The 21,086-nt window shown below is 26.6% G+C and carries 24 protein-coding genes; 18 read left to right on the top strand and 6 right to left on the bottom strand.

Annotated features, from left to right (window positions below):
- Positions 1-269: 269 nt before the first annotated feature.
- Positions 270-2,570 (top strand): sensor domain-containing diguanylate cyclase, encoded by a 2,301-nt coding sequence (locus tag BM027_RS11345; protein WP_090091766.1) that lies wholly within the window; start codon positions 270-272, stop codon positions 2,568-2,570.
- Between the two features lie 367 nt (positions 2,571-2,937).
- Here BM027_RS11345 and BM027_RS11350 read toward each other — a convergent pair whose 3' ends face one another.
- Positions 2,938-3,438 carry a GRAM domain-containing protein gene (locus BM027_RS11350; RefSeq protein ID WP_090091768.1) on the bottom strand — a complete coding sequence of 167 codons (501 nt, stop codon included), beginning with the start codon at positions 3,436-3,438 and terminating at the stop codon, positions 2,938-2,940.
- A gap of 426 nt (positions 3,439-3,864) precedes the next feature.
- Here BM027_RS11350 and BM027_RS11355 point away from each other — a divergent pair, with 426 nt between their 5' ends.
- The 6 genes from BM027_RS11355 (at position 3,865) to BM027_RS11380 (ending at position 8,417) form a co-directional block, all read left to right on the top strand.
- The gene (locus tag BM027_RS11355) at positions 3,865-4,434 is read left to right on the top strand and encodes an MBL fold metallo-hydrolase (protein ID WP_479723318.1); all 570 of its coding nucleotides are present in this window, start codon (positions 3,865-3,867) and stop codon (positions 4,432-4,434) included.
- A 244-nt stretch (positions 4,435-4,678) separates the two neighbouring features.
- Positions 4,679-5,302, top strand: coding sequence for an HAD family hydrolase (locus BM027_RS11360; protein ID WP_090091770.1), 624 nt, complete (start codon positions 4,679-4,681; stop codon positions 5,300-5,302).
- A gap of 310 nt (positions 5,303-5,612) precedes the next feature.
- Positions 5,613-6,338 carry a hypothetical protein gene (locus BM027_RS11365; protein WP_090091772.1) on the top strand — a complete coding sequence of 242 codons (726 nt, stop codon included), beginning with the start codon at positions 5,613-5,615 and terminating at the stop codon, positions 6,336-6,338.
- Between the two features lie 245 nt (positions 6,339-6,583).
- The gene (locus tag BM027_RS11370) at positions 6,584-7,075 is read left to right on the top strand and encodes a GNAT family N-acetyltransferase (RefSeq protein ID WP_090091774.1); all 492 of its coding nucleotides are present in this window, start codon (positions 6,584-6,586) and stop codon (positions 7,073-7,075) included.
- An 87-nt stretch (positions 7,076-7,162) separates the two neighbouring features.
- The gene (locus BM027_RS11375; RefSeq protein ID WP_242943320.1) at positions 7,163-7,822 is read left to right on the top strand and encodes a flavodoxin family protein; all 660 of its coding nucleotides are present in this window, start codon (positions 7,163-7,165) and stop codon (positions 7,820-7,822) included.
- Positions 7,823-7,988: 166 nt separating this feature from the next.
- A complete protein-coding gene (locus tag BM027_RS11380) occupies positions 7,989-8,417 on the top strand; it encodes a DUF6678 family protein (RefSeq protein ID WP_090091778.1) in 429 nt (142 codons plus the stop codon).
- 95 nt (positions 8,418-8,512) lie between these two features.
- On the opposite strand, the gene BM027_RS11385 is transcribed toward BM027_RS11380, so the two are convergent.
- Complete coding sequence (locus tag BM027_RS11385) at positions 8,513-8,803, bottom strand: hypothetical protein (RefSeq protein ID WP_090091780.1); 291 nt, start codon at positions 8,801-8,803, stop codon at positions 8,513-8,515.
- A gap of 176 nt (positions 8,804-8,979) precedes the next feature.
- Between BM027_RS11385 and BM027_RS11390 the strand changes: the two genes are divergently transcribed.
- The 6 genes from BM027_RS11390 to BM027_RS11415 all read left to right on the top strand — a co-directional run bounded on the left by BM027_RS11390 (position 8,980) and on the right by BM027_RS11415 (position 13,324).
- Positions 8,980-9,438, top strand: a complete 459-nt coding sequence (locus BM027_RS11390) for a hypothetical protein (protein WP_090091782.1) — start codon at positions 8,980-8,982, stop codon at positions 9,436-9,438.
- 252 nt (positions 9,439-9,690) lie between these two features.
- Positions 9,691-10,383, top strand: coding sequence for a L,D-transpeptidase family protein (locus BM027_RS11395; RefSeq protein ID WP_090091784.1), 693 nt, complete (start codon positions 9,691-9,693; stop codon positions 10,381-10,383).
- 378 nt (positions 10,384-10,761) lie between these two features.
- Positions 10,762-11,130, top strand: a complete 369-nt coding sequence (locus BM027_RS11400) for a hypothetical protein (RefSeq protein WP_090091786.1) — start codon at positions 10,762-10,764, stop codon at positions 11,128-11,130.
- A gap of 553 nt (positions 11,131-11,683) precedes the next feature.
- Entirely contained in the window at positions 11,684-12,307 is a 624-nt protein-coding gene (locus tag BM027_RS11405) for a class I SAM-dependent DNA methyltransferase (RefSeq protein ID WP_090091788.1), read from the top strand.
- Between the two features lie 104 nt (positions 12,308-12,411).
- Positions 12,412-12,858 carry a hypothetical protein gene (locus tag BM027_RS11410; RefSeq protein ID WP_090091790.1) on the top strand — a complete coding sequence of 149 codons (447 nt, stop codon included), beginning with the start codon at positions 12,412-12,414 and terminating at the stop codon, positions 12,856-12,858.
- Between the two features lie 43 nt (positions 12,859-12,901).
- Positions 12,902-13,324, top strand: a complete 423-nt coding sequence (locus BM027_RS11415) for a GNAT family N-acetyltransferase (protein WP_090091792.1) — start codon at positions 12,902-12,904, stop codon at positions 13,322-13,324.
- Positions 13,325-13,461: 137 nt separating this feature from the next.
- Here BM027_RS11415 and BM027_RS11420 read toward each other — a convergent pair whose 3' ends face one another.
- The 3 genes from BM027_RS11420 to BM027_RS11430 all read right to left on the bottom strand — a co-directional run bounded on the left by BM027_RS11420 (position 13,462) and on the right by BM027_RS11430 (position 15,588).
- Positions 13,462-13,983 carry a hypothetical protein gene (locus tag BM027_RS11420; RefSeq protein ID WP_090091795.1) on the bottom strand — a complete coding sequence of 174 codons (522 nt, stop codon included), beginning with the start codon at positions 13,981-13,983 and terminating at the stop codon, positions 13,462-13,464.
- Between the two features lie 71 nt (positions 13,984-14,054).
- Positions 14,055-14,774 (bottom strand): hypothetical protein, encoded by a 720-nt coding sequence (locus BM027_RS11425; protein ID WP_090091797.1) that lies wholly within the window; start codon positions 14,772-14,774, stop codon positions 14,055-14,057.
- A gap of 16 nt (positions 14,775-14,790) precedes the next feature.
- Positions 14,791-15,588 carry an ATP-binding cassette domain-containing protein gene (locus tag BM027_RS11430; protein ID WP_242943321.1) on the bottom strand — a complete coding sequence of 266 codons (798 nt, stop codon included), beginning with the start codon at positions 15,586-15,588 and terminating at the stop codon, positions 14,791-14,793.
- Between the two features lie 496 nt (positions 15,589-16,084).
- Here BM027_RS11430 and BM027_RS11435 point away from each other — a divergent pair, with 496 nt between their 5' ends.
- Positions 16,085-16,786 (top strand): MBL fold metallo-hydrolase, encoded by a 702-nt coding sequence (locus BM027_RS11435; RefSeq protein WP_175559979.1) that lies wholly within the window; start codon positions 16,085-16,087, stop codon positions 16,784-16,786.
- A 436-nt stretch (positions 16,787-17,222) separates the two neighbouring features.
- Here BM027_RS11435 and BM027_RS11440 read toward each other — a convergent pair whose 3' ends face one another.
- On the bottom strand, positions 17,223-17,540 hold the full coding sequence (locus tag BM027_RS11440; RefSeq protein ID WP_090091802.1) for a hypothetical protein: 318 nt from the start codon (positions 17,538-17,540) through the stop codon (positions 17,223-17,225).
- Between the two features lie 222 nt (positions 17,541-17,762).
- Here BM027_RS11440 and cbiD point away from each other — a divergent pair, with 222 nt between their 5' ends.
- From cbiD to BM027_RS11460, 4 genes are all read left to right on the top strand, one after another.
- On the top strand, positions 17,763-18,977 hold the full coding sequence (gene cbiD / locus BM027_RS11445) for a cobalt-precorrin-5B (C(1))-methyltransferase CbiD (protein WP_090091804.1): 1,215 nt from the start codon (positions 17,763-17,765) through the stop codon (positions 18,975-18,977).
- 242 nt (positions 18,978-19,219) lie between these two features.
- On the top strand, positions 19,220-19,822 hold the full coding sequence (cbiE, locus tag BM027_RS11450; protein ID WP_090091807.1) for a precorrin-6y C5,15-methyltransferase (decarboxylating) subunit CbiE: 603 nt from the start codon (positions 19,220-19,222) through the stop codon (positions 19,820-19,822).
- 9 nt (positions 19,823-19,831) lie between these two features.
- Positions 19,832-20,413 (top strand): precorrin-6Y C5,15-methyltransferase (decarboxylating) subunit CbiT, encoded by a 582-nt coding sequence (gene cbiT, locus BM027_RS11455; RefSeq protein WP_090091809.1) that lies wholly within the window; start codon positions 19,832-19,834, stop codon positions 20,411-20,413.
- A gap of 5 nt (positions 20,414-20,418) precedes the next feature.
- Positions 20,419-21,084 (top strand): cobalt-factor II C(20)-methyltransferase, encoded by a 666-nt coding sequence (locus BM027_RS11460; RefSeq protein WP_090091811.1) that lies wholly within the window; start codon positions 20,419-20,421, stop codon positions 21,082-21,084.
- Positions 21,085-21,086 lie beyond the last annotated feature (2 nt).

Below are 21,086 nucleotides of genomic sequence, written 5' to 3' on the forward strand. Positions count from 1 at the left end.
CTTATGTGATGTATTTGTTGTTTTTAGCGAAATCATTATATCACAAAGGAATGGCTTATTTATTTTTTACAATTTTTGTTTACTCAACAACCTATTTATATATAAGTTTTAATTAATAAAATTCACTATTTTCAAAGTTATCTTATTTACATTACTAAAAAATACACAGTAAATTTAAATGAATAAACTTTTTTAGAACATATATATAAATTTTCAAAAAGAGCAATGTGAAAAATTTACACTATCTATTATCTAAGGAGTGTAGTGATATGAAACAATATGGATTTATATATGATAATTTTGAAAAAATGCAATCTTTTATTTATAGTAAGAATATTAATAAGAACGAGAATGTACTTATTCAAGTTTTCACAGGTGTAGTTGAAATAGGATTCATTAAAAGCATTATTGATGAGCTACTGTTTATATTGCCACAAGCAGAAATTGTAGGTACAACAACTGCTGGTGAAATATATAAAGAAAATACGTTAAACAATAGCACTATAATATCTTTTACTATTTTTGAAAAAACGAAAATTAAATCAAAGCTTTTAAATAATAATAATAATGATAATGAATATAAATTAGGTATAAATATTGTGGAAGAATTAGTAGAAAATGATACAAAAGTTATTATCTTATTTGCAGATGGATTATTAACAAATAGTTGGAATATTATTAAGGGGATACAATCAGCTAATAGTAACATTATTGTTTGTGGTGGTAAAGCCGGTGATAATGGCTATTTAAAAGAAACATTTGTATTTACTAAGGAAGGTATTACTAAAAATGGTATAGCCGCTGTTTCACTTACTGGAAAACAATTAAATGTTATAACAGATTATAGTTTTGGTTGGTCACCTATTGGAAAATTAATGACTATTACTAAAGCATCAAAGAATAAGATTTATACAATAGATAATGTTAAAGCTGTTGATATTTATAAAAAATATCTTGGAGCTGAAGTAGCTAAACAGCTACCTATGTCTGCAACTGAATTCCCATTAATAACAAGAAAAAATGGTGTTGAAATGGCAAAAGTGGCTTATAGTTGTAATGATGATGGATCATTGAATTTTTTGAGCAACGTTGAAGTCAACGATAAAGTTCAGTTTGGCTATGGAAATGTAAATATATTAATAAATAATTCGCTAGAAATAGCTAATAGATTAAAAAGAAGAAATGTTGAAGCAATTTTTATTTATTCATGTTCAGCAAGAAAATCTTTTATGCAAGATAAAATTAATCTTGAGATGAATCATCTAAATAACGTTGCATCAACTTTTGGATTCTTTACTTATGGTGAATTTTTTACAATTAATAATTCATATAAACTACTAAATGTAACAATGACAATACTAGCACTTTATGAAGGAAAACAAAATTTAAATAATAGCGAACTTATATTAACTAAAAATGAAAGTCCAACGAAAAGTTTTTTTGAAGGAAAGGATCTAGGCGTAATTAAAGTATTTACAAATCTTGTAAATCAAGCTACGAAAGAATTACAACAAACAAATGAAATGTTAGAATCACAAAAATATAAACTTGAGCAAATGAATGATATAACAAAGTCTATTCTTCAAATAAATAGTGAAATGATATCTTCAGGTGAATTTGATGTGTTAATTCAAAGAATACTTGATAAGGTATTTGACATAATTCCTAATGCTAAGATGGGAAGTATTTTAATCGAGAAAAATAATAAATTATATTACAAGGCTACAAAGGGATATAATTTAGATACAATAAAAGGTATAACATATAACTTTAAAGATACATATAAATGTAACTTAAATTCTATTGAGGAGTTATTTAATCCTAAAATTTTTACAAATCTAGAAAAGAATCTATTTCATAAAGAAGCTAAATATAATTCTTGGAAAAACCTTGTATATGAGACTCCACGAGAACTTTTAACTTGTGGTATTGGAATTGATGGTGAAGTTCTTGGATTTATAAATATATACAATACAAATAAAGATATGGATTTTAGTGAAGGAGATAAAATTTTACTCAAATATATATGTTATGATATCGCTATAGCTTTTAAAAATTTTAAATTATTAGAAAATATCTTGTATATGTCTAGATATGACAGTTTAACGGGATTATATAACAGACATTCTTTTAAAGAAATATTAAGTAAAAGTTTAGATAAAGCAAAGCTTTCAAAAGAGATTTTTGTTATATGTATGATAGATTTAAATGATTTAAAAATTATTAATGATACTTATGGTCATGATGCAGGAGATAAAATTTTAAAGAAATTTACAAATACCTTGAAAATAGAAACTGGTAAGAATGATATTTTAGGAAGAATTGGAGGAGATGAATTTATAGGGCTATTCATTAATAAAAATAAGAATGAAGTTATGGAGATTATGAGTAAGATTTGTATTGTTCTTGAAAATTCTCCTTTAGATTTTAATGGAGACAAAAAATATATTAAATTTGCATATGGATTATCTGAATTTCCAAATGATTCAGATGATATTAATGAACTTCTAAAACTAGCAGATAAAAGAATGTATGAAAAAAAGAGAATAATGAAGGAAAATCAGAAATAAAACAATTTTAAATTCTGAGCTATTGAAATAATAAACTAAAATATCATATTATTCAGAAATGAATTTATTATATTTTTTATTGCATAATATTAATAAACGATGATGAACTATAATCAAAAGTACAATAAAGAAGACACTATCTAAAATGTCTTTTAAGAAATAAATACTTATTATAAAAATGACTTATTGGGGAAGGATTTTCTTTTAAAAAGCACAAAGAGCAGTATTAGATATTTATCTTTTACTGCTCTTTTTATGATGTGACAGCATGGACACATCAGTCTATTTAATAATAATTTTTTGATAAAAGTGCATGTTTTAATATAGTGTTGAAACATGATGAAAATTCGAATTAATACTTGCTAATTTAAAAAGAAGAAATTTCATCATTTAATTTTTTTACCCAGGTTTTTCGATTGGTAACAACGAATTTTTCAATAATACCACCACTAATTACAATTTGTAGACCATTAGGAATTAATCCAAGGGTAGATACAGTTTTTACTTCAATTATTTGTTCTAAAGGAATCATAGTTTCATGTTTCTGAACATTAAAAGCATGAGACTTAAAAATAAGTTCTTGCGAAGTTAAATAAAGCCATCCACCAACTCCTTCTGCACCTTTAAAGTGATTAGCTCCTCCGTCCATAATAACTTTTTTACCATTAGTTACCTCTGAACTAATTTTCTTAAATTTTTTCTTTTGAATTTCAACAAAAGCACTAAGTATTAAACCAAATAAAAGTCCTGAAATAACTCCTGAAGCAATGCCACCATAAATACTTTTGGATATGCCAAAAAATAATCCCATTATTATTCCAAATGGAATTCCAGCAGAAAAAAATGTTTTATAAAAATCCTTGTTCATATTTTAATACCTCACCTATTTAAAATTAATTAAACACTATAAAACTCTGGTTAATTAAATTATAGTTTTATATTGAATTTATTATAGCATACTTTATAATGGTAATATAATGAAGCAATTATAATCTGTAAATATGAGGTGAAGATTTATGATAATTAGATCAGCAACCACTATATATTTTTCACCAACAGGTACAACTAAAAAGCTAGAAAAATCATCTATAGACCAAAGTTTATTGTATCTAAAATGTTAAAAGTGAAAAACAAAGTCAAAAAAACTCCAAAAATATTTTTGGAGTGATAGAATATATTCTTATATAATCTAGTAGTAAAAATAAGTAATAACTTAAAATATTATATTATTCAGAAATGAATTTGTGATATTTTTTTGATTAATAATACTTGAAATGGGATAATTATTTAATAAATAGGCTATGTTTTAAAAGCGTTAAAATTAAATAATGGAATAATTACACATATGCACTCAGACCATGTAGGTTCTTTAGGAAGTTTTGTAGGATATTGTTATTGGAAATCAAAAATAACATCAAATATATATTTTTATGAAAAAGAAAAAGTAGGAAAGTTTTTAGAGCTAACTGGTGCAATTGAAGGTGAGAGTTTCATTTTGCATAATACAAATAATAAACGAATTGATTCTTTAGAGTTAACGTTAAGTTCTTATCTAACTGAACATGCAAAAACTGTAAATACATATTCCTTCATATTAAAATTTGATAAAGAAAATGATATTTTTTATAGTGGAGATACATGTAAAACTAATATTGATGTAATTCCATTTTTAAAAGATGGAAATATTATTTATCATGATACTTGTTTAAATGATTGTGAAGGAAATGTCCACACATCATTAAGAGTATTAAGTGAAACTGTTCCAAAAGAATATAGAAAACAAGTTTACTGCATTCATATTGATGGAGAAAATTTTGCACAGGAAGCTGAAAAACAGGGATTTAATGTTGCTCAAGTAATATGATTTTGAGTTGGGTGGAAAGTGTTTCTTTAATAAATAATATTCTTTAAAAATTGAATTATATTATATTGTAAAAATATGATATAATTGAGATATATTTGTGTGAATTAGTCACAAGAGTAATTATTTGAGTACTAAGGCACATTTAAAAAAATAATAGACCAATTATACGACGCATCTTTGGTCTATTATTTTCTTTGATGTGCCTAAATCATGTAACTATTTATTTTAATTATGGAGGATAATAATGTATAACTATATTATATTTGATATTGATGGCACAATTTTAGATACTGAAATTGCAGTTCTTTCATCACTTCAAAAATTATTGAATGAAGAACTTAATAAAAATTTTAGTTTCGAAGAATTAAGGTTTGCTTTAGGTATTCCTGGGGAAGTAACATTAAATAAACTTGGAATAACTAATCTTTTAGAGTCCAATGAGAAATGGAATAAATATTTAAAAGAATATTTTCATCATGTAAAAATTTTTGATGATATTAAAGATACTTTAGATAGGTTAAAAGAAATGGGAATTTCAACAGGTATAGTAACTTCAAAGACTAAAGAAGAATTCATAAATGATTTTGTACCTTTTGAATTAATTAATTACTTCAATTTAGTAGTTTGTGCAGATGATACAGAAAAACATAAGCCTAATCCAGAGCCTATTCTAAAATTTATTGAATTGTCAGGGGCAGATAAATCAAAAACTATATATATTGGCGATACTAAATATGATATGGATTGCGCATTTAGTGCTGGTATAGATTTTGCATTAGCTTTATGGGGTGCTAAATCATCAATAGGAATTAATGCAAATTATATTTTAGAAAATCCTAAACAAATATTAGAACTTACAAAAGCTTAAGTTGTTAAGTTCTTATAGATATAGAAGGATTAGTAGTTAAAATTAAATATGAAAAATAACTGATTAGAATACTGTATTATTCAGAAGATGAATTTGCAGTATTTTTTGTTGCAAGTATCTATTTAAAAATTGGAAGATAAAAATTATATATTCTATATTTTAAATGTGTTAAAAAGAGGACAATTAAGTAATTATAAGGAAACAACTAATAATATTTAAAAAGGTACTTTTATTTTTTTACCAAGATGATTAAATATTTATACTAAGATATCTTTTTATTAAAGATAAAATTTAAGGGGGGATGCTTGAAATGTTATCAGAAAAATCATTGAACTTAAAAAATATTTATAAAAATAGAATAATTAACATTATGCTTATTATCATTATGATTACAATTTTTTGCAACTATTTTGTAGGATGTGATACTAAAAATACAAATAATACTACTACAAATGAACCTATAGAAGAAATTAAAGAATCACAAAAAGTAAATAACAATACCATGAAGGAAACTATAGGAGAAATTAAAGAATTACAATATGGAGCATTTACAGAAATAGCATATGCTTCAAAAGATAGAGTGATTTTTTATGGACCTATTGGTTTGATTGTGTATGATATCCTAAATCAAGAAATTTATAGAGCAATAAATTTAGAATCAATTAATATGAATCATATTCAAGGTGATGAAGTTACTATATTTAAGGTAAAAGACAATGGAAGTCAAATATTAATGTATAATGATTCTGACCATAAAAATAGATACTTATATGATATAGAAAATGATACATTAGAAAAAACTGATAATAAGGATTTTACAGATGAATATGAAGGAGTGAAATATTTTGACAATGATTATTTAAAAAATCATGAAGATATGGTAACTGCTTCTAATTATGCTTATATAGATAAGAGTAGTATTTGTTACTTGATTTTGCCTAAGGAAGATGAGGGCACAAAAGGAATATCACATCTGCAAATTCTTATATTAAATAAAGATACAAATAAAGAGGAAATGTATACTGTTTTCAGTTGATTTATATTTTTATATTATTCTGTATTTATAAATTTAAATATCACATTATTCAGGAATGAGTATAGGGTATTTTTGCTTTGCAATACTTAGGCAATAGGATAACTATTTAATAAATGCTGTTTTTAGAATTTGAATAATATAGCATTTGGAGATATGTTACAATATGGGTATATCTGCAAAGATTACATCAAAAGAGCAAAAATTTAGTAGTATTGTGTTGTTAAAAAAATTTTTGAGGTGAAAATATGAATATAAGAAAAGCTAACTTAAAAGATTCAGAAAAATTTTTAGATATGTTAAAACAATTAGATAAAGAAATAAAATATATGTTATTTGAACCAGGTGAAAGAACAGCAACAGTTGAAAAAATAAAAGATAGAATTAATATAGATATTTTTAAGCAACTAACATTAATAATAGATGATGGAGAAAGGATAGGCGGATTTTTATCAGCAGAACGAGGCTATACTAAAAGGATTAGACATAGCGCATATGTGGTTATTGGTTTATTAAAAGATTATAGAGAACAAAAATTAGGTACTAAATTATTTGAAGAAATGGAAAAATGGGCACTAGAAAATAATATTACAAGATTAGAATTAACTGTAGTAGAATCAAATGAAGTTGGAATTAAATTATATGAAAAAATGGGATTTAAGAAGGAAGGACTAAAAGAAAGATCTATGATAGTTGATGGAAAATATGTAAATGAATATTATATGGGAAAAGTGCTTTAAAAATTCAGATGATGATATTAAGATTAAAGAAATACCTGAGGGTAAGTATCTTGTTACTTGTGTTAATGTAAAAGATATATGATACGCATGAAAAATGTTTTCAACTGGTTAAAAATCAGTTCTTATAAAGAAGGGAAACACCAATGTTTAGAAATTAAATTATGTGGAGGTAAGGAAAAAATGAAAACACTAATTATCAGTGGTTCTCCAAGAAAGAATGGAGACTCAATGACTTTAGTTAACGAAATGGTAAAATATCTTGATGGGGAAGTACGAGTGATTAACACTTACAATAATAATATTAGTCCTTGTGTAGATTGCAGATATTGTTGGGATAACAAGGGGTGTTGTATTAACGATGAAATGCAAGAAGTATATCAACTCCTTGATGAAGTTGATAATGTAATAATAGCTTCTCCATTATATTTTTCTGAACTTACTGGACAACTTTTAAGCCTTGCAAGTAGATTACAGCTATTTTTTGTTTCAAGGTGCATACGAAAAGACAGCGAGTTTAAACAGAAAAAGAAAAATGGTGTGCTTGTTATTTCAGCAGGCGGGGATACACACGATTATGAGCGTTCATCAAGAACTGCAAATATTATTTTTCACCAAATGAATACAACTCCGATTGGTATTGTCAGTACTATACATACTAATGATATACCAGCCAAAGAAGATATTGAGGCTTTAGATAAAGCTAGAGAACTTGCATTGAAATTAAATGAGTTACATAGTCTAGCATAATATATGTTAGTGAATTAGGTGAGTAATAAATATTAATATTTAAATATAAGGCTCTGTTTTAGCAGAGTGTTGATATTGTTATATAAAGCTCATGGACTATGCCAACAATATCAACACTGCTTTAAAACAGAGCCTTGTATAAAATTAATTGATTAATGGGGGTCATATGGAAAAGTCAAAAATAAAATTTGATTTAGAAAAATATAAGAAGAAGGTTGCTAATGTAGTAGAACAGAAAAAAATGTTTTCTGTGATGAATCAAACAAAATGGAAAGAATTAAGAAATGCTATGATTAATGATTTACCATTTCCACCACCTTATATATGTAAAGATATATTATTTGATGATTTAAAACTACCGGCATTTGACAAGGATGTAACCTACATAGGAAATTGGGACTATGAAATGTTATATCCTTTTGTTGGTATCCAATGGATAAAAATAAGACCAAGATATCTTAAGCATAGAGGACGCTTAATAGATGGAGAATTAATTGATGAAACAGAAGAATTTATTTCGGTATTAAAAAGATATTCAATTCCCTATGAAGAAGAAAATAGAGTTTTTACTATTTATGGATACAAGGAAATATGAAATATATTAATTTAAGTAAGTATACTTAGAAGATATAATCAGATGTAAAGTTTTATGCTTTTCTAAGCATCCAAAGATATTAATTTTATAAATTTCTATAATCCCAAAATAGCAGTTGGTAAACTCCACAGAAATACTGGCCAAAACAATAATATAAAATTAAGTACTATTAATAACAGCCCTAATTTTGTTTTATTTTTAATTAATCCTACCATTGAAAATATTCCACCAATAATTGCAAATATAAATGGTCCGTAATACAATAAAAATCCTTCTAAATGTGTAGAATGAGTAGGTATTAGTTGAATAAACTCATTTACCAATACAAAAAAGGATACTATTAAAATACCTAAAGAACATTTTGTAAATATGCTTTCTTGTTTCATATGCTACCTCCTTAAATTATAATATAAGGTTATTGTTTATTATAACATAATTTACAAAATATATAATAATTAAGTCATAATGGTATAATGAACTAATTTACTATGAAGTGAATAATATAATATGTATGGTGTTTACTAATAATTTTAAAGAGATTATTATAAAGCAGGTGTTTGAAATGGCTATTGTATTTAATCGAATTATGTTTAATTTAAGACGAGGATATTATAGATATATTGGTTCAGGTTCTGGTAGGCAAGTATTCGATTTGGGAAATGGATATGTAATCAAAGTGGCAAGAAATAGAGCCGGAATTGCACAGAATATGTGTGAGTATAAAATTTCATTTAATGATCCTTCCGATTTATTTGCAAAAGTTATAAAAGTTTCAAATGACTTTAATTTATTAATAATGCAGAAAGCTAATAAAGTATACAATATTTCATATGTATGGAAGTATTTCAATATTACAAATAAAAGGGAACTGTTTAACTTAAAAGAACTACAGAATATTATGAGGAAATATAATTTATTATTGGCTGATTTGGATAGGGAAAGTAGCTGGGGAATAATTAATGGACGGCCTGTTATTATTGATTATGGTTTTACAAGAGAAGTCAGAGAAAGATATTATTAATCTTTTTAGATATAAGGCAGGATATATATCCTGCTGTATTACATAACAACCTTATACAATGAACATAATAGTATAATACGATGACTTAACTATAGCAAAGTATTAGAATTAGAAATGCTGAACTGCACTATCTAGGTCTATTCAATTAGTTATGCAAGGTATAATAAAGTATAAATTGTATAAAAATATTTTAATATAAAAATAAATAGGTAGCATACTAGAAAGGACATCATATGAAGTGAGGTGTAATTTTTGAAACGAAAGAGGTTTCTAAGAAATATTTTTTTTGTAGTTACAATTATTTTTATATTTAATATAAGCGGATATACTGTACAATCAGCTTCAAAAGTTGATTCTAATAAAAATCTTGTTATACTAGTAGATCTTAGTGAACAAAGAATTTATTTGGTAGATACTGAGAAAAATATAATTTTAAAAAAATATAGCATAGCTAGTGGCAAACAAGAAACACCGTCTCCAATAGGTACATGGAAAGTCGTCGGTATGGCTAAATGGAGTGGAGGATTTGGTACAAGGTGGATTGGATTAAATGTGCCTTGGGGAAAATTTGGAATTCATGGGACAAATAGACCGGGAACAATTGGTTCTGAAGCTTCTCATGGTTGTATTAGAATGTTTAATAAAGATATTGAGGAATTATATGAGTATGTGAAATACGGAATGACAGTAACCATATATGCAGGACCAAATGGTCCATTTGAAAAGGGATTAAAAACATTAAAGCCAGGGGATAGAGGATCAGCTGTTTTAGAGGTACAAAGAAAGATGAAAGAGAAAGAGTATTATCCAGGAGATTTAGACGGAATATATGGAGATGGTATGAAACAGTATGTAATAAAATTTAGAAAAGACAATAACCTTACAATTAGCCATAATATAGACCATGAATTTTATGAAAAACTTGGAATAAGGTTGGTAGATTGAAAGATATAAAGAGACTAATCTTAATTTTAACGCTTTGTTTTAACACTCTGCTAAAACATAGCCAATTTTAAAAGTTGAGGTTATTTTCTTATATTATATATTAATAAAAATAAATAACAAATTTAAATATCGCATTATTCAGAAATGAACTGCACCCTTTCGAGTGACAGATTTTTATTTTTTTAATCTGTCTATTTTAAAGGGAGCATATCAGAAATGAATTTGCGATATTTTTTGTTTCTCAATACTTATAGATGGTGTTAATTAAGATAAAACAAGTAAATTATTGTCGAATTCTTTATAAAAATTTACTCATTAAAATGGTACAGTTCCCCTTGGAGATGAATATCATGGTATTTGAAAGGAGATGTTTAAAAAATGGATTTTGAAAGAGAAGATTGTTACAGAGATTTGCATACGTTACAGGATTTACAAGATAAATGTAGGAGATGCTTGCACTATCACGTTACTTTAACAATGACAGATGGAAACATATTTGATGGAATTATTGAAGATGTAGATACCAATCACATTAACGTGTTGGTTGGTGAGGATGCAATGGAGCAAGAAAATGAAAATCAATTTGATCAACAAAGGCAATATCATGATCAGCGTCGTCCAAGAAGAAGATTCAGACGCTTTAGACGTAGATCTATTCCATTTAATACTTTAGCAACATTATCATTATTATCTTATCCTTACATTACTCAACCACCATATCCATATTATCCATACTATCCTTATTAATTGGGGACACTTAATAATTCAGTTCTGAATTTAAAAAATAGGTGCTGTTTTAAAACCGTGTTGATATTATTATATATGTAAAGTACTAAGAAATTGTTTCGTTTATTGCTTGTATGAATTTCTTTAGAATCAAGCATAAATGATGCAAGTTTTAATAGTAGAATTTATAGTATTAACATTTATATAAGAACATTTATATAAGAACATGTACATTATAAATTTGAAAATGTGAAAAATAAGGGAAAACAAAGTAAATACATTGGTATAGCCATCGCTACATGCGATACTGTAGATAGTGAGTAGCTTTGTATAAATACAAAACTACTTGCTACTACTCAAACTTGTACAAATCAAAGTGTTTTTGAAATTGAATAATATGGCATTTATATGATATGATTAAAATGAATTTACATAATATTTGGATGCTAGACAGGATATTAAGAGGTAGTGTTTTCTCAAAAACACTTGAAGAAGTATTAAAAAGTCACTGTAAAGAAGTAAAAAAGAAATATAGTATTGTGTACACTAGAGATAAAAGGGAGGCAAGTTAAAAATGAGTTTTGATGATTATGCTAAAACTTGGGATACAGATAAAAGAATTAATAGAGCAAAAATAATAGCAGATGAAATAAGCAATTCAATTGATATTGATAAGAATTATTCTGCTATGGAGTTTGGGTGTGGAACTGGTCTTGTAAGTTTTAATCTTTATGATAAATTTAAAAGAATTACCCTTATTGATTCATCAAAAGGAATGATAGATATACTCAACTCTAAAATTAATAAATACAAAGTAAATAATATGGTTACTAATCATTTAGATATATCGGATGAAAATTCATTAGATATGAAATTTGATGTTATTTATAATTCTATGGTATTGCACCATATTCATAATACCGAAGCAATAATAAAGAACTTTTATAAATTACTTAATAAAAATGGTTACTTGTGTATTGTAGATTTGGATGAAGAGGATGGCAGCTTTCATAAAAAATATCCAGATTTTGATGGGCATAATGGTTTTAATCAAGAGGAATTAAAAAGTATTTTAATTAATGCTGGATTTAATGATATAGAATCAAAGACATTTTATTATGATGAAAAAATTATAGAAGGTCAAAAAGTTAAATATTCACTATTCTTAATGAAGGCAAGGAAGTATACAAATTCTTAGTTAGGCATATTAAAGAAAATAACAAGTCAAATAGACTAGCTGACTTACTTATTATTTATTTTAATATGCCTTATATATGAAAATCATGGTAATGAGGTGGGAAAATGAGTTTTTATATAAATAATGTTTGTAGTAAAAAATCTTATAATTCTCTTATAACGTCAGAATATCAAAGTAAGAGTAAAGATATACATGAATCACAAGAGAATACTAAAGATACACAGAAGGTGCAAAAAAAGAAACAAATTATATCAGAAACAGAAGGAAAATATTATTGTACATATATGGTGGATGAAGAAGGGCAGAAAGTTTTATTAAATAAAGTTCCTATTGCTCAAGTGGAAACACAAAGCAACTTACAAAATACAATTGCATCTCATGAAACAAATTCCTGCAATCATAATATAGTAAGAAATGCTCGTACAGCTTTTGAGTGCAAACAAGAACTGCAAATGGAAGCAGCTCATAGAAAAAATTTACATGAGGTAATGGATCTTATAAAAGGGAATATTGGGATTCAAAGCAATTCAAAGAAATATTATAGCTATTAATCTGTAAATTATATTTATGTTAATACGCAAAGGAGAAAAAGAAATGAATCTAAAAATTCAATATAATTGTCTAAATATAGATTGGAATTATGTATCTACATTATTAAAAAACGTTGGAATGGCTTATTTTGAAGGAGAAGTTCATAAGAAGGCTTTTGAAAATAGTCATACTGTTGTATTTGTTTTTGATGATGACAAGCTAATTGGTTTTGGTCGTGCAATTTCAGATGGAGCTTATCAAGCTGCAATCTATGATATAGCAGTATTACCTGAATATCAAGGTAAAAAGGTAGGTGCAATAATTGTTAATAGTATTTTAAAATATATACCTCAATGTAATGTTATATTATATGCTGCACCTGGCAAAGAAATTTTTTACGAAAAGTTGAACTTTAAAAAAATGAAAACAGGAATGGGATTATTTCTTAATGCAGAAAAAATGCAGACGAAAGGTTTTATAGAATAAGGCTAAATAATATTTTTTTAGAAAATTAGATAATATAGTATTTACAAAATATTCTATAGTAAGAATTATTTGTGTGGCTTAGGTTACTCCTTGATTCAATGAGTAGCCTGCTCTTAAGATTTATTTTACTTTAATTATCAATCTACATCAGAACGATCATTTAATCGTTCTAATAATTTTTTAGAAGGGCTTTCATGAGAAAGGCTTATCTTTGATTCAGATGAATTCTTATTAAGTTCATCATTGGATTTCATTTCATCTTCTATATCAGCTAACTTTTTTTCCATTTTGTCAATAAAATCTTGTGTTGATTGTTCATAATATAATTTTTGATCTCTTTTAGTATCCTCTAAACCACGTCTACATCCAAGCAAAAAATCTTCAAGTTCTTTTTTGTAATCTTCTTCTGTTTTTGTCTGTTCACTTAAATCTGCTATTTTTATTCCAAGTTCCTTTACTTCCTTAGACTCTTTAGTATCAGTACTATAAGTACCTGTCTTCTCTAAATTGCTTTTTTTAGAGTTAAACTGTTCTGTTAATTTTTTTACCTTATCTTTTAAATAATTGTCTGATGAAGCTACTACAAAAGTACTTCCTGCAGTAGAAACAATCAACAATGTAAAAATTGCGATTTTTAATAGATTTTTATTTTTATTCATAAATATATCCTCCTAATCACCATTTTTTTGAATGTGCCTAATATCAACACAGCTTTAAAACATAGGGAAAATCAAAATAATAATTTTTTCATTAATTTTAGGTAAATAAAACTTAGTATTAAAATGTAAAATACACTATGTACTATGGGAATTGTAAGTATACTTATAGAAAATTTCCCAAGTGTCATACATGAATTAATTACCTCAGATACAGGCGGAAAAATCCACATAATTGTTTTTGCAATAGGACACTCATTTACTAACGCACATTTAACGATGGATAGCAATGTACATAAGAATAAAAGCGTTACTGCTACATTTCGTGTTCCAGTAATTTTTGTCTGAAAAATAAATCCTAATAACAGACCCATGAATGCTACTAATACCTGAATAAGAAATGCTAATAAAAGATCAATTAAACCAATATTATTTTCAAAAAAAGCCCCAGCCTTAACTAAATTAGCGATTATCGGCCAAATTACCCCAATAAAAGATAATACAATCCCTACAATCCATAAGAATATTATTTTAGAAAGCCAATATGAATTATTATTATTTACTTTAAGAAACACAATTTGCTCTGTACGTACATCTTGTGTTTCACAATAGATGAACGCAATCCAAGTCATTATACAAAACAGAACATTGGAGCATATCATTATGCTTGATGTAAAATGTACAGGACCTTCACTATAAAAAATAAGTTGAAATAAACAAAAAAATAAAAGTGGAATCATAAACTTATTGCATTTTATATAAAACTTATAATTATACTTTAATAAAGCTATCAAAAAATCTCTCCTTTTACTATTTAAAATATTTTAATACATATCCGTCTTGCAACATCTTTAAAAGTAGTTTATTACTGCTACTTTCTATCACTTTTAATGTCAATGATTCTTCATCTTCAGAATATTCTCCAATATCTTTAAGTTCTAAATCCAATTGAATAGTACTGTTTTCCTTTTTCTCAAAAACAATAATAGTGTATATAATCTTTTCAAGTTTAGGTTTTTGTATTTCAAATATTCCTTTATTTTCGATTTGAAGTATTCTGCTAGACAATTCTTCAACTAAAAACATTTCATGACAAGACATAATAACAGTTACCCCTTGAGATATCAGTTGCTTAACAATACGAATAAAATTCTTTTGTGAATTAATATCTTGTCCTGATAATGGCTCATCTAATAGTAATACATCAGGCTTTTTAATTAGTGCTTGAAGTACAGCTACTTTTTGTAATGTACCTTTAGATAAATGTTTCATAGGAACATCTTTCATATTTTCTAAATAGAAATCTTCGTAAAGAATTTTAATCTTTGCACTATATTCTTCCTTACTTAAATTCTCCAATTCTCCTATGCATTTCAAATATTCTTCAACAGTTAAATTAAGTTTAGAATAGTTTTCCGGTATGTAATTAAATTTAATGTCCTTATCATAAATTATTTTCCCTTTACTTGTAGTAGTAAGCCCACATATCATACGAAGAAAGGTGCTTTTACCCATTCCGTTATTGCCTAAAATTGCTACACTTTCTCCTTGTTTAAATTTAACATTAACATTATCTAGAATTACTTTCTTTCCAAATTTCTTACTCAAATTCTGGACTTTAATAATATATTCTTCCGTGATTTTCACCTTCTTTATTCTATTTTGAAAATTTTATAAACATAATATATAAATATAGGCTTTTTAGGATATGCCTAAATTTTAATATGCCTTATTAACGATCAAGTTGTCTCGACTTTAGTTTACTTAATATATATTTCATATACCTTAAACAATACAATACAACTATTTCCTTTATACAAAATTATAACATAAGAAATGAAAATAAAGGAAATTATTCAGGTCTGTAGAAGTGATTTTCTCTCACTTAAGAAGTTGGAGTGTTAGCAATGGTAGAAACCAGATAAATTCAAATAATATTTTTATAGTAGAGGATACAATTGCTACATTATATGTAGATTTGAAGTAAAAACTAATAAAAGTGTTCTTTGAAAATTGAATAAAGGAATAGCTAAAAATATGTTATAATTTATTATTATAGTAAAAAAATACAATATAAATTCAGATATTATACAGGAGTTGAATTATGAATAAATTAAAGTTTCTAGGAAGAGGTTCAGGATATAATGTTAAGGAAGGAAATACATCAGCATATATAATAAGAAATGATACATTATTACTTATAGATTGTGGAGAAGATGTATTTAAAAAAGTCGTTGAAAAAAATCTAATTGATAGTATAAAAAATATACATATATTAATTACACATATGCACTCAGATCATGTAGGTTCTTTAGGAAGTTTTGTTGGATATTGTTATTGGAAATCAAAAATAACATCAAATATATATTTTTATGAAAAAGAAAAAGTAGGAAAGTTTTTAGAACTAACTGGTGCAATTGAAGGTGAAAGTTTTATTTTGCATAATACAGATAATAAACGAATTGATTCTTTAGAGTTAATGTTAAGTTCTTCTATAACTGAACATGCAAAAACCGTAAATGCATATTCCTTCGTATTAAAATTTGATAAAGGAAATGATATTTTTTATAGTGGAGATACATGTAAAACTAATATTGATGTAATTCCATTTTTAAAAGATGGAAATATTATTTATCATGATACTTGTTTAAATGATTGTAAAGGAAATGTCCACACATCATTAAGAGTATTAAGTGAAACTGTTCCAATGGAATATAGAAAACAAGTTTACTGCATTCATATTGATGGAGAAAATTTTGCTCAGGAAGCTGAAAAACAGGGATTTAATGTGGCTCAAGTAATATGATTTTGAAGGTGAAATTATGGTTAATAAATAATCTTCTTTGCAAATTGGATAATACAGTATTTATAAAATATGCTATAATAAGAATTATTTGTGCATATTAAGTCACAAGAGTAAAAAGTATCAACCTGGGGGTATGCAAATGAATAAAAAACACATACTAATTAATACTTAGGTACTCTTTTATTTCTTGTTTCAGTTATTATATATAATATATTTTTATATCAGAAGGCTTCCAGTTTAAACTCTAAAAAAGATATAGCCTAGGGATAAAGCATGGGTATACATAAAAAAATAACTAATTGGAATACCGTATTATTCAAAGATGAATTTGCGGTATTTTTTAATCTTTGATATTAAAACAGTTAGTGATTATATGAATGAAGAAACAGTAAAAGATATTGATGAGAAAAAAGAAAAATATATACCCATAAAATACCTATTTAGAAAAATTAATAGCTATTTGTCCACTACCTAATATTGCTATAATATCACCATTTTTAAGAGAACCTAAGTTTATAATTTCATCTACAGTATCAAATTTTTTATAGAATTTCTGATTAACATTAGAATCAAGTATTATTAAACTTGTAACATTGTTTGGGGTTATGAGCTTGGCAGTAGCATTAATTTGAGTAATTTCAGAGATATTATATATACCTTGTTTATAAGTATCTGATATGGGAATTGCATTTGTGTTTTCTGTAAATGCAATTATTGATATTAAAAAAACTATTAAAAATTTCTTGATTTTCATTGTGTGCACCTCGCTTTATTATATTTTGTTCGGTTTAAATAAAAATATACACTCTATGAATAGCTGAACTTCTATCTAATTATTAATTAATATTTGGCTATGTTTTAGAAGAGTGTTGATATTGTTATATAATAGCGAATTTAACCGTCCATGAGCTTTATATAACAATATCAACACGGTTTTAAAACATAGCACAAAATTACAATTTGGAGGTGAAAATTTGTGTTTGAAATGTATGTGGAAGGCGGAGGAAAAAAATTAAGGTGTGGTTATACAACAGGATCATGTAGTGCTGGAGCAGCAAAGGCAGCTACAATGTTTCTTTTTGATAAAGTAGAAACATTGGATAAAATAGAAGTAACATCTCCAAAGGGAATTAATATAGAAATGCCAATAGCATCTATAGTTAGAAAAGATGATTATGTTGAGTGTACTATTCTAAAAGATAGTGGAGACGACCCTGATATTACAAGGGGAATTGAAATAAAAGCAAAGGTTAGAAGAATTACTGAAAAGTGTGTAGATAATGATATGAAATCTATAATGGATCATGAAAAATATAAGAATATCAATAAAAAGTATTTTGTTAATGAGTTTGATAGGATTTCTGAAGATTTTAATGAACTTGAAGATATTGATATTGTTGTGATTAAGGGTGGAATAGGGGTTGGCACTGTTACAAAAGAAGGGCTTTTTGTAGCTAAAGGGGAACCTGCTATTAATCCTGTACCAAGGAAGATGATAAGACAAGAAGTAATGAAAATTTTACCTAATGGAGAAAGAGTTGAAGTTACAATTTCAGCACCGCAAGGAGTAGAAATAGCAAAAAAGACTTTTAATCCTAGGCTTGGAATTGAAGGTGGAATTTCAATACTTGGAACTACAGGGATTGTTTATCCTATGTCTGAGGAAGCACTTAAAGCATCTATAAAGTTAGAGATCACTCAAAAGGCTTTGAATAATGAAAGATTAGTATTAACTTTTGGAAATTTAGGCGAGAATTATTGTAAAGTGCTAGGATTTAAAGAAGAGGAAATTGTTATATGTTCAAATTTCATAGGATTTGCTTTAGAAACATGCGTTTCTTGTAAGGTTAAATCTATTGTCATAGTTGGACACATAGGAAAAATGAGTAAAATAGCTTATGGTTGTTTTAATACTCATAGTAGAGTAAATGGTGTAAGACTTGAGGTATTTGGATTAGAGCTTGCACTTCTTGGATATGATATTTCACTTGTTGAAAAAATTCTTAAGCAAAAAACTTGTGAAGGTGCTGTTAAGCTTTTAGGTGAAGGATACTCTAAATTATATAAAAATATAGGAAATAAAATTTTAGATAAAATGCGAGAATATGTTTATGGCGAGTTAGAAATTGATGTAGTTATGTATTATGGTGCATCAGATCCAGTCTTACTATGGAGTTCATTAGAGCAGTAAGGCATCTTTAAAGAGATAAGGCGCATATTCAAAAAATATCCAGTCAATATGCTAATCTGTTTTGTGATATACTTTGAGGATGTAATTAACTGATAACACAACTATGAGCTAATTACATCTCCTTGTCTATCACAAAATATACAGTGCATATTGGACTTCTATTTCTTTTCAGATGTAAGTAAGGCATTTTTGAAGAGATAACTAGTAAATATGAAGTTTAAAAAAATAACTAGAGGTGAAAAATGTTATATATAGTAGGTCTTGGGCCGGGACATAAAGATTATATGATTAAAAAATCAATAGATGTATTAGAACACTCTGATATTATTGTAGGATTTAAAAGAGCCTTAGATTCATTAGAGTTTATTAATAAAAAAAAGATTTATTTGAAGAGTTTAGCAGATATTGATAAAATCTTATTAAGTGAGCAAGAACAAGTTATTTCAGTTGTTGCATCTGGTGATCCAACATTTTATGGAATAACTAATTACATAAAAAATAATATTACTGAAGACTTTGAAATAATACCTGGAATTAGTTCTTTTCAATATTTAACTTCAAAGGTGAAGTTAACTTGGAATAATGCATATTTAGGAAGCTTACATGGTAGAAGTGATGAGTTTTTAAAAATGGTTAAAGAAAATGAAATAACAATTTGGCTTACAGATAAAAAAAATAATCCAACTGAATTATGTAAGTTACTAGATAATGAATTAATTAATTGCAAAGTGGTTGTTGGAGAAAACCTTTCTTATGATGATGAGGTTATAAGTCAAGGAAAACCTAAGCAATTCTTAAATAAAAGCTTTAGTGAATTATGTGTTTTTATAATTATTAGAGAGTAAAGGTGAAAAATGATGTTTATAAAAGATGATGAATTTATTAGGGGCAATTGCCCTATGACAAAAGAGGAAATTCGAATGATTTCTATAAGTAAAATGAATTTAAAAGAGGATTCATTTGTATTAGATATAGGAAGCGGAACTGGTACTATTTCAGTTCAAGCTTCAAAAATTGCAAGATTTGGTAAGGTATTAGCTATAGAAAAAGATGATGAAGCTTATCAAGTTACAAAAAGTAACATTGAAAAATTTAATTGTAATAACATTAAAGTTGTTAATGAAGAAGCAACTAAGACGCTTACTATGCTTATAGGACAAAAGGTGAGATTTAATTCTATATTTATAGGGGGTAGCGGAGGCGACTTAGAGGAAATTATTTTTAATGCAAATAATCTTTTAAGAGATGATGGAACAATTGTTATGAACTTTATTACATTAGATAATGCATATAAAGCTATAGAAAAAATTGAATCATTAAAATATAAAGTTGAAATTTCCTTAGTTAACATAAGTAAAAATAGGGAAGGTACCTTTATGATGATGGCTAATAATCCAATATATATAATTGAATGCAAAAAAAGAAAAGAGGAATAATAAAAATGGCAGTATTATACGGCGTAGGAGTAGGACCAGGAGATAAAGAACTTATAACAGTTAAAGGTGTAAAGATAATACAAAAGTGTGATGTTATAGTTGCACCAACTGCAACTGAGGGTGGAGAAAGTATTGCTTTTGAAACTTCAAAAGAATATGTAAGAGAAGATGCTGAAGTTGCAATTATGCACTTTCCAATGGGCGGAAAAGATAGACTTAAAAAATCTAAAGAAGCATATGAATTCATAGAAAAAAGATTAGCAGAAGGAAAAAATGTAGCTTTTTTAACTATAGGAGATCCATATGTTTATAGTACATATATCCATATGTTAAGTCATGTAAAAGAACATGGGTTTGAAGTTAACACAATTCCTGGAATAACTTCTTTTTGTGCAGCTGCAAGTTTAGTAGATAGAACTTTAGTAATTGGTGATGAAAAGTTAGTTGTAATGCCAGCTACAAAGGTTAATGAGATAACAGATGAAAAATTCATTGTAGTAATGAAGATGTATAAACGTGAAGAAGAAGTTTTAGATGTCTTAGAAGAAAAAGGCTTTAGTTACACTTATGTTAGCAGAGTTGGAAGAGAAGGCGAAACGGTGCTTACAGACAGAGAAGAAATCTTAAAACTTAGAGATTATATGTCATTAATTATAGCAAGTAGAGATTAGAG

Source organism: Clostridium uliginosum, from assembly GCF_900112485.1.
In the GTDB taxonomy this organism is placed as follows: domain Bacteria; phylum Bacillota; class Clostridia; order Clostridiales; family Clostridiaceae; genus Clostridium; species Clostridium uliginosum.

Bases quoted from the DNA above. Each gene is read 5' to 3' on its own strand.
- BM027_RS11460 (WP_090091811.1), top strand. From the start codon at position 20,419: ATGGCAGTATTATACGGCGTAGGAGTAGGACCAGGAGATAAAGAACTT.
- BM027_RS11350 (WP_090091768.1), bottom strand. From the start codon at position 3,438: ATGAACAAGGATTTTTATAAAACATTTTTTTCTGCTGGAATTCCATTT.
- cbiE (WP_090091807.1), top strand. From the start codon at position 19,220: ATGTTATATATAGTAGGTCTTGGGCCGGGACATAAAGATTATATGATT.
- BM027_RS11400 (WP_090091786.1), top strand. From the start codon at position 10,762: ATGGATTTTGAAAGAGAAGATTGTTACAGAGATTTGCATACGTTACAG.
- BM027_RS11375 (WP_242943320.1), top strand. From the start codon at position 7,163: ATGAAAAATGTTTTCAACTGGTTAAAAATCAGTTCTTATAAAGAAGGG.
- BM027_RS11440 (WP_090091802.1), bottom strand. From the start codon at position 17,540: ATGAAAATCAAGAAATTTTTAATAGTTTTTTTAATATCAATAATTGCA.
- BM027_RS11415 (WP_090091792.1), top strand. From the start codon at position 12,902: ATGAATCTAAAAATTCAATATAATTGTCTAAATATAGATTGGAATTAT.
- BM027_RS11410 (WP_090091790.1), top strand. From the start codon at position 12,412: ATGAGTTTTTATATAAATAATGTTTGTAGTAAAAAATCTTATAATTCT.
- BM027_RS11390 (WP_090091782.1), top strand. From the start codon at position 8,980: ATGGCTATTGTATTTAATCGAATTATGTTTAATTTAAGACGAGGATAT.
- cbiT (WP_090091809.1), top strand. From the start codon at position 19,832: ATGATGTTTATAAAAGATGATGAATTTATTAGGGGCAATTGCCCTATG.
- BM027_RS11370 (WP_090091774.1), top strand. From the start codon at position 6,584: ATGAATATAAGAAAAGCTAACTTAAAAGATTCAGAAAAATTTTTAGAT.
- BM027_RS11385 (WP_090091780.1), bottom strand. From the start codon at position 8,803: ATGAAACAAGAAAGCATATTTACAAAATGTTCTTTAGGTATTTTAATA.
- BM027_RS11405 (WP_090091788.1), top strand. From the start codon at position 11,684: ATGAGTTTTGATGATTATGCTAAAACTTGGGATACAGATAAAAGAATT.
- BM027_RS11420 (WP_090091795.1), bottom strand. From the start codon at position 13,983: ATGAATAAAAATAAAAATCTATTAAAAATCGCAATTTTTACATTGTTG.
- BM027_RS11365 (WP_090091772.1), top strand. From the start codon at position 5,613: ATGTTATCAGAAAAATCATTGAACTTAAAAAATATTTATAAAAATAGA.
- BM027_RS11435 (WP_175559979.1), top strand. From the start codon at position 16,085: ATGAATAAATTAAAGTTTCTAGGAAGAGGTTCAGGATATAATGTTAAG.
- BM027_RS11345 (WP_090091766.1), top strand. From the start codon at position 270: ATGAAACAATATGGATTTATATATGATAATTTTGAAAAAATGCAATCT.
- BM027_RS11360 (WP_090091770.1), top strand. From the start codon at position 4,679: ATGTATAACTATATTATATTTGATATTGATGGCACAATTTTAGATACT.
- BM027_RS11380 (WP_090091778.1), top strand. From the start codon at position 7,989: ATGGAAAAGTCAAAAATAAAATTTGATTTAGAAAAATATAAGAAGAAG.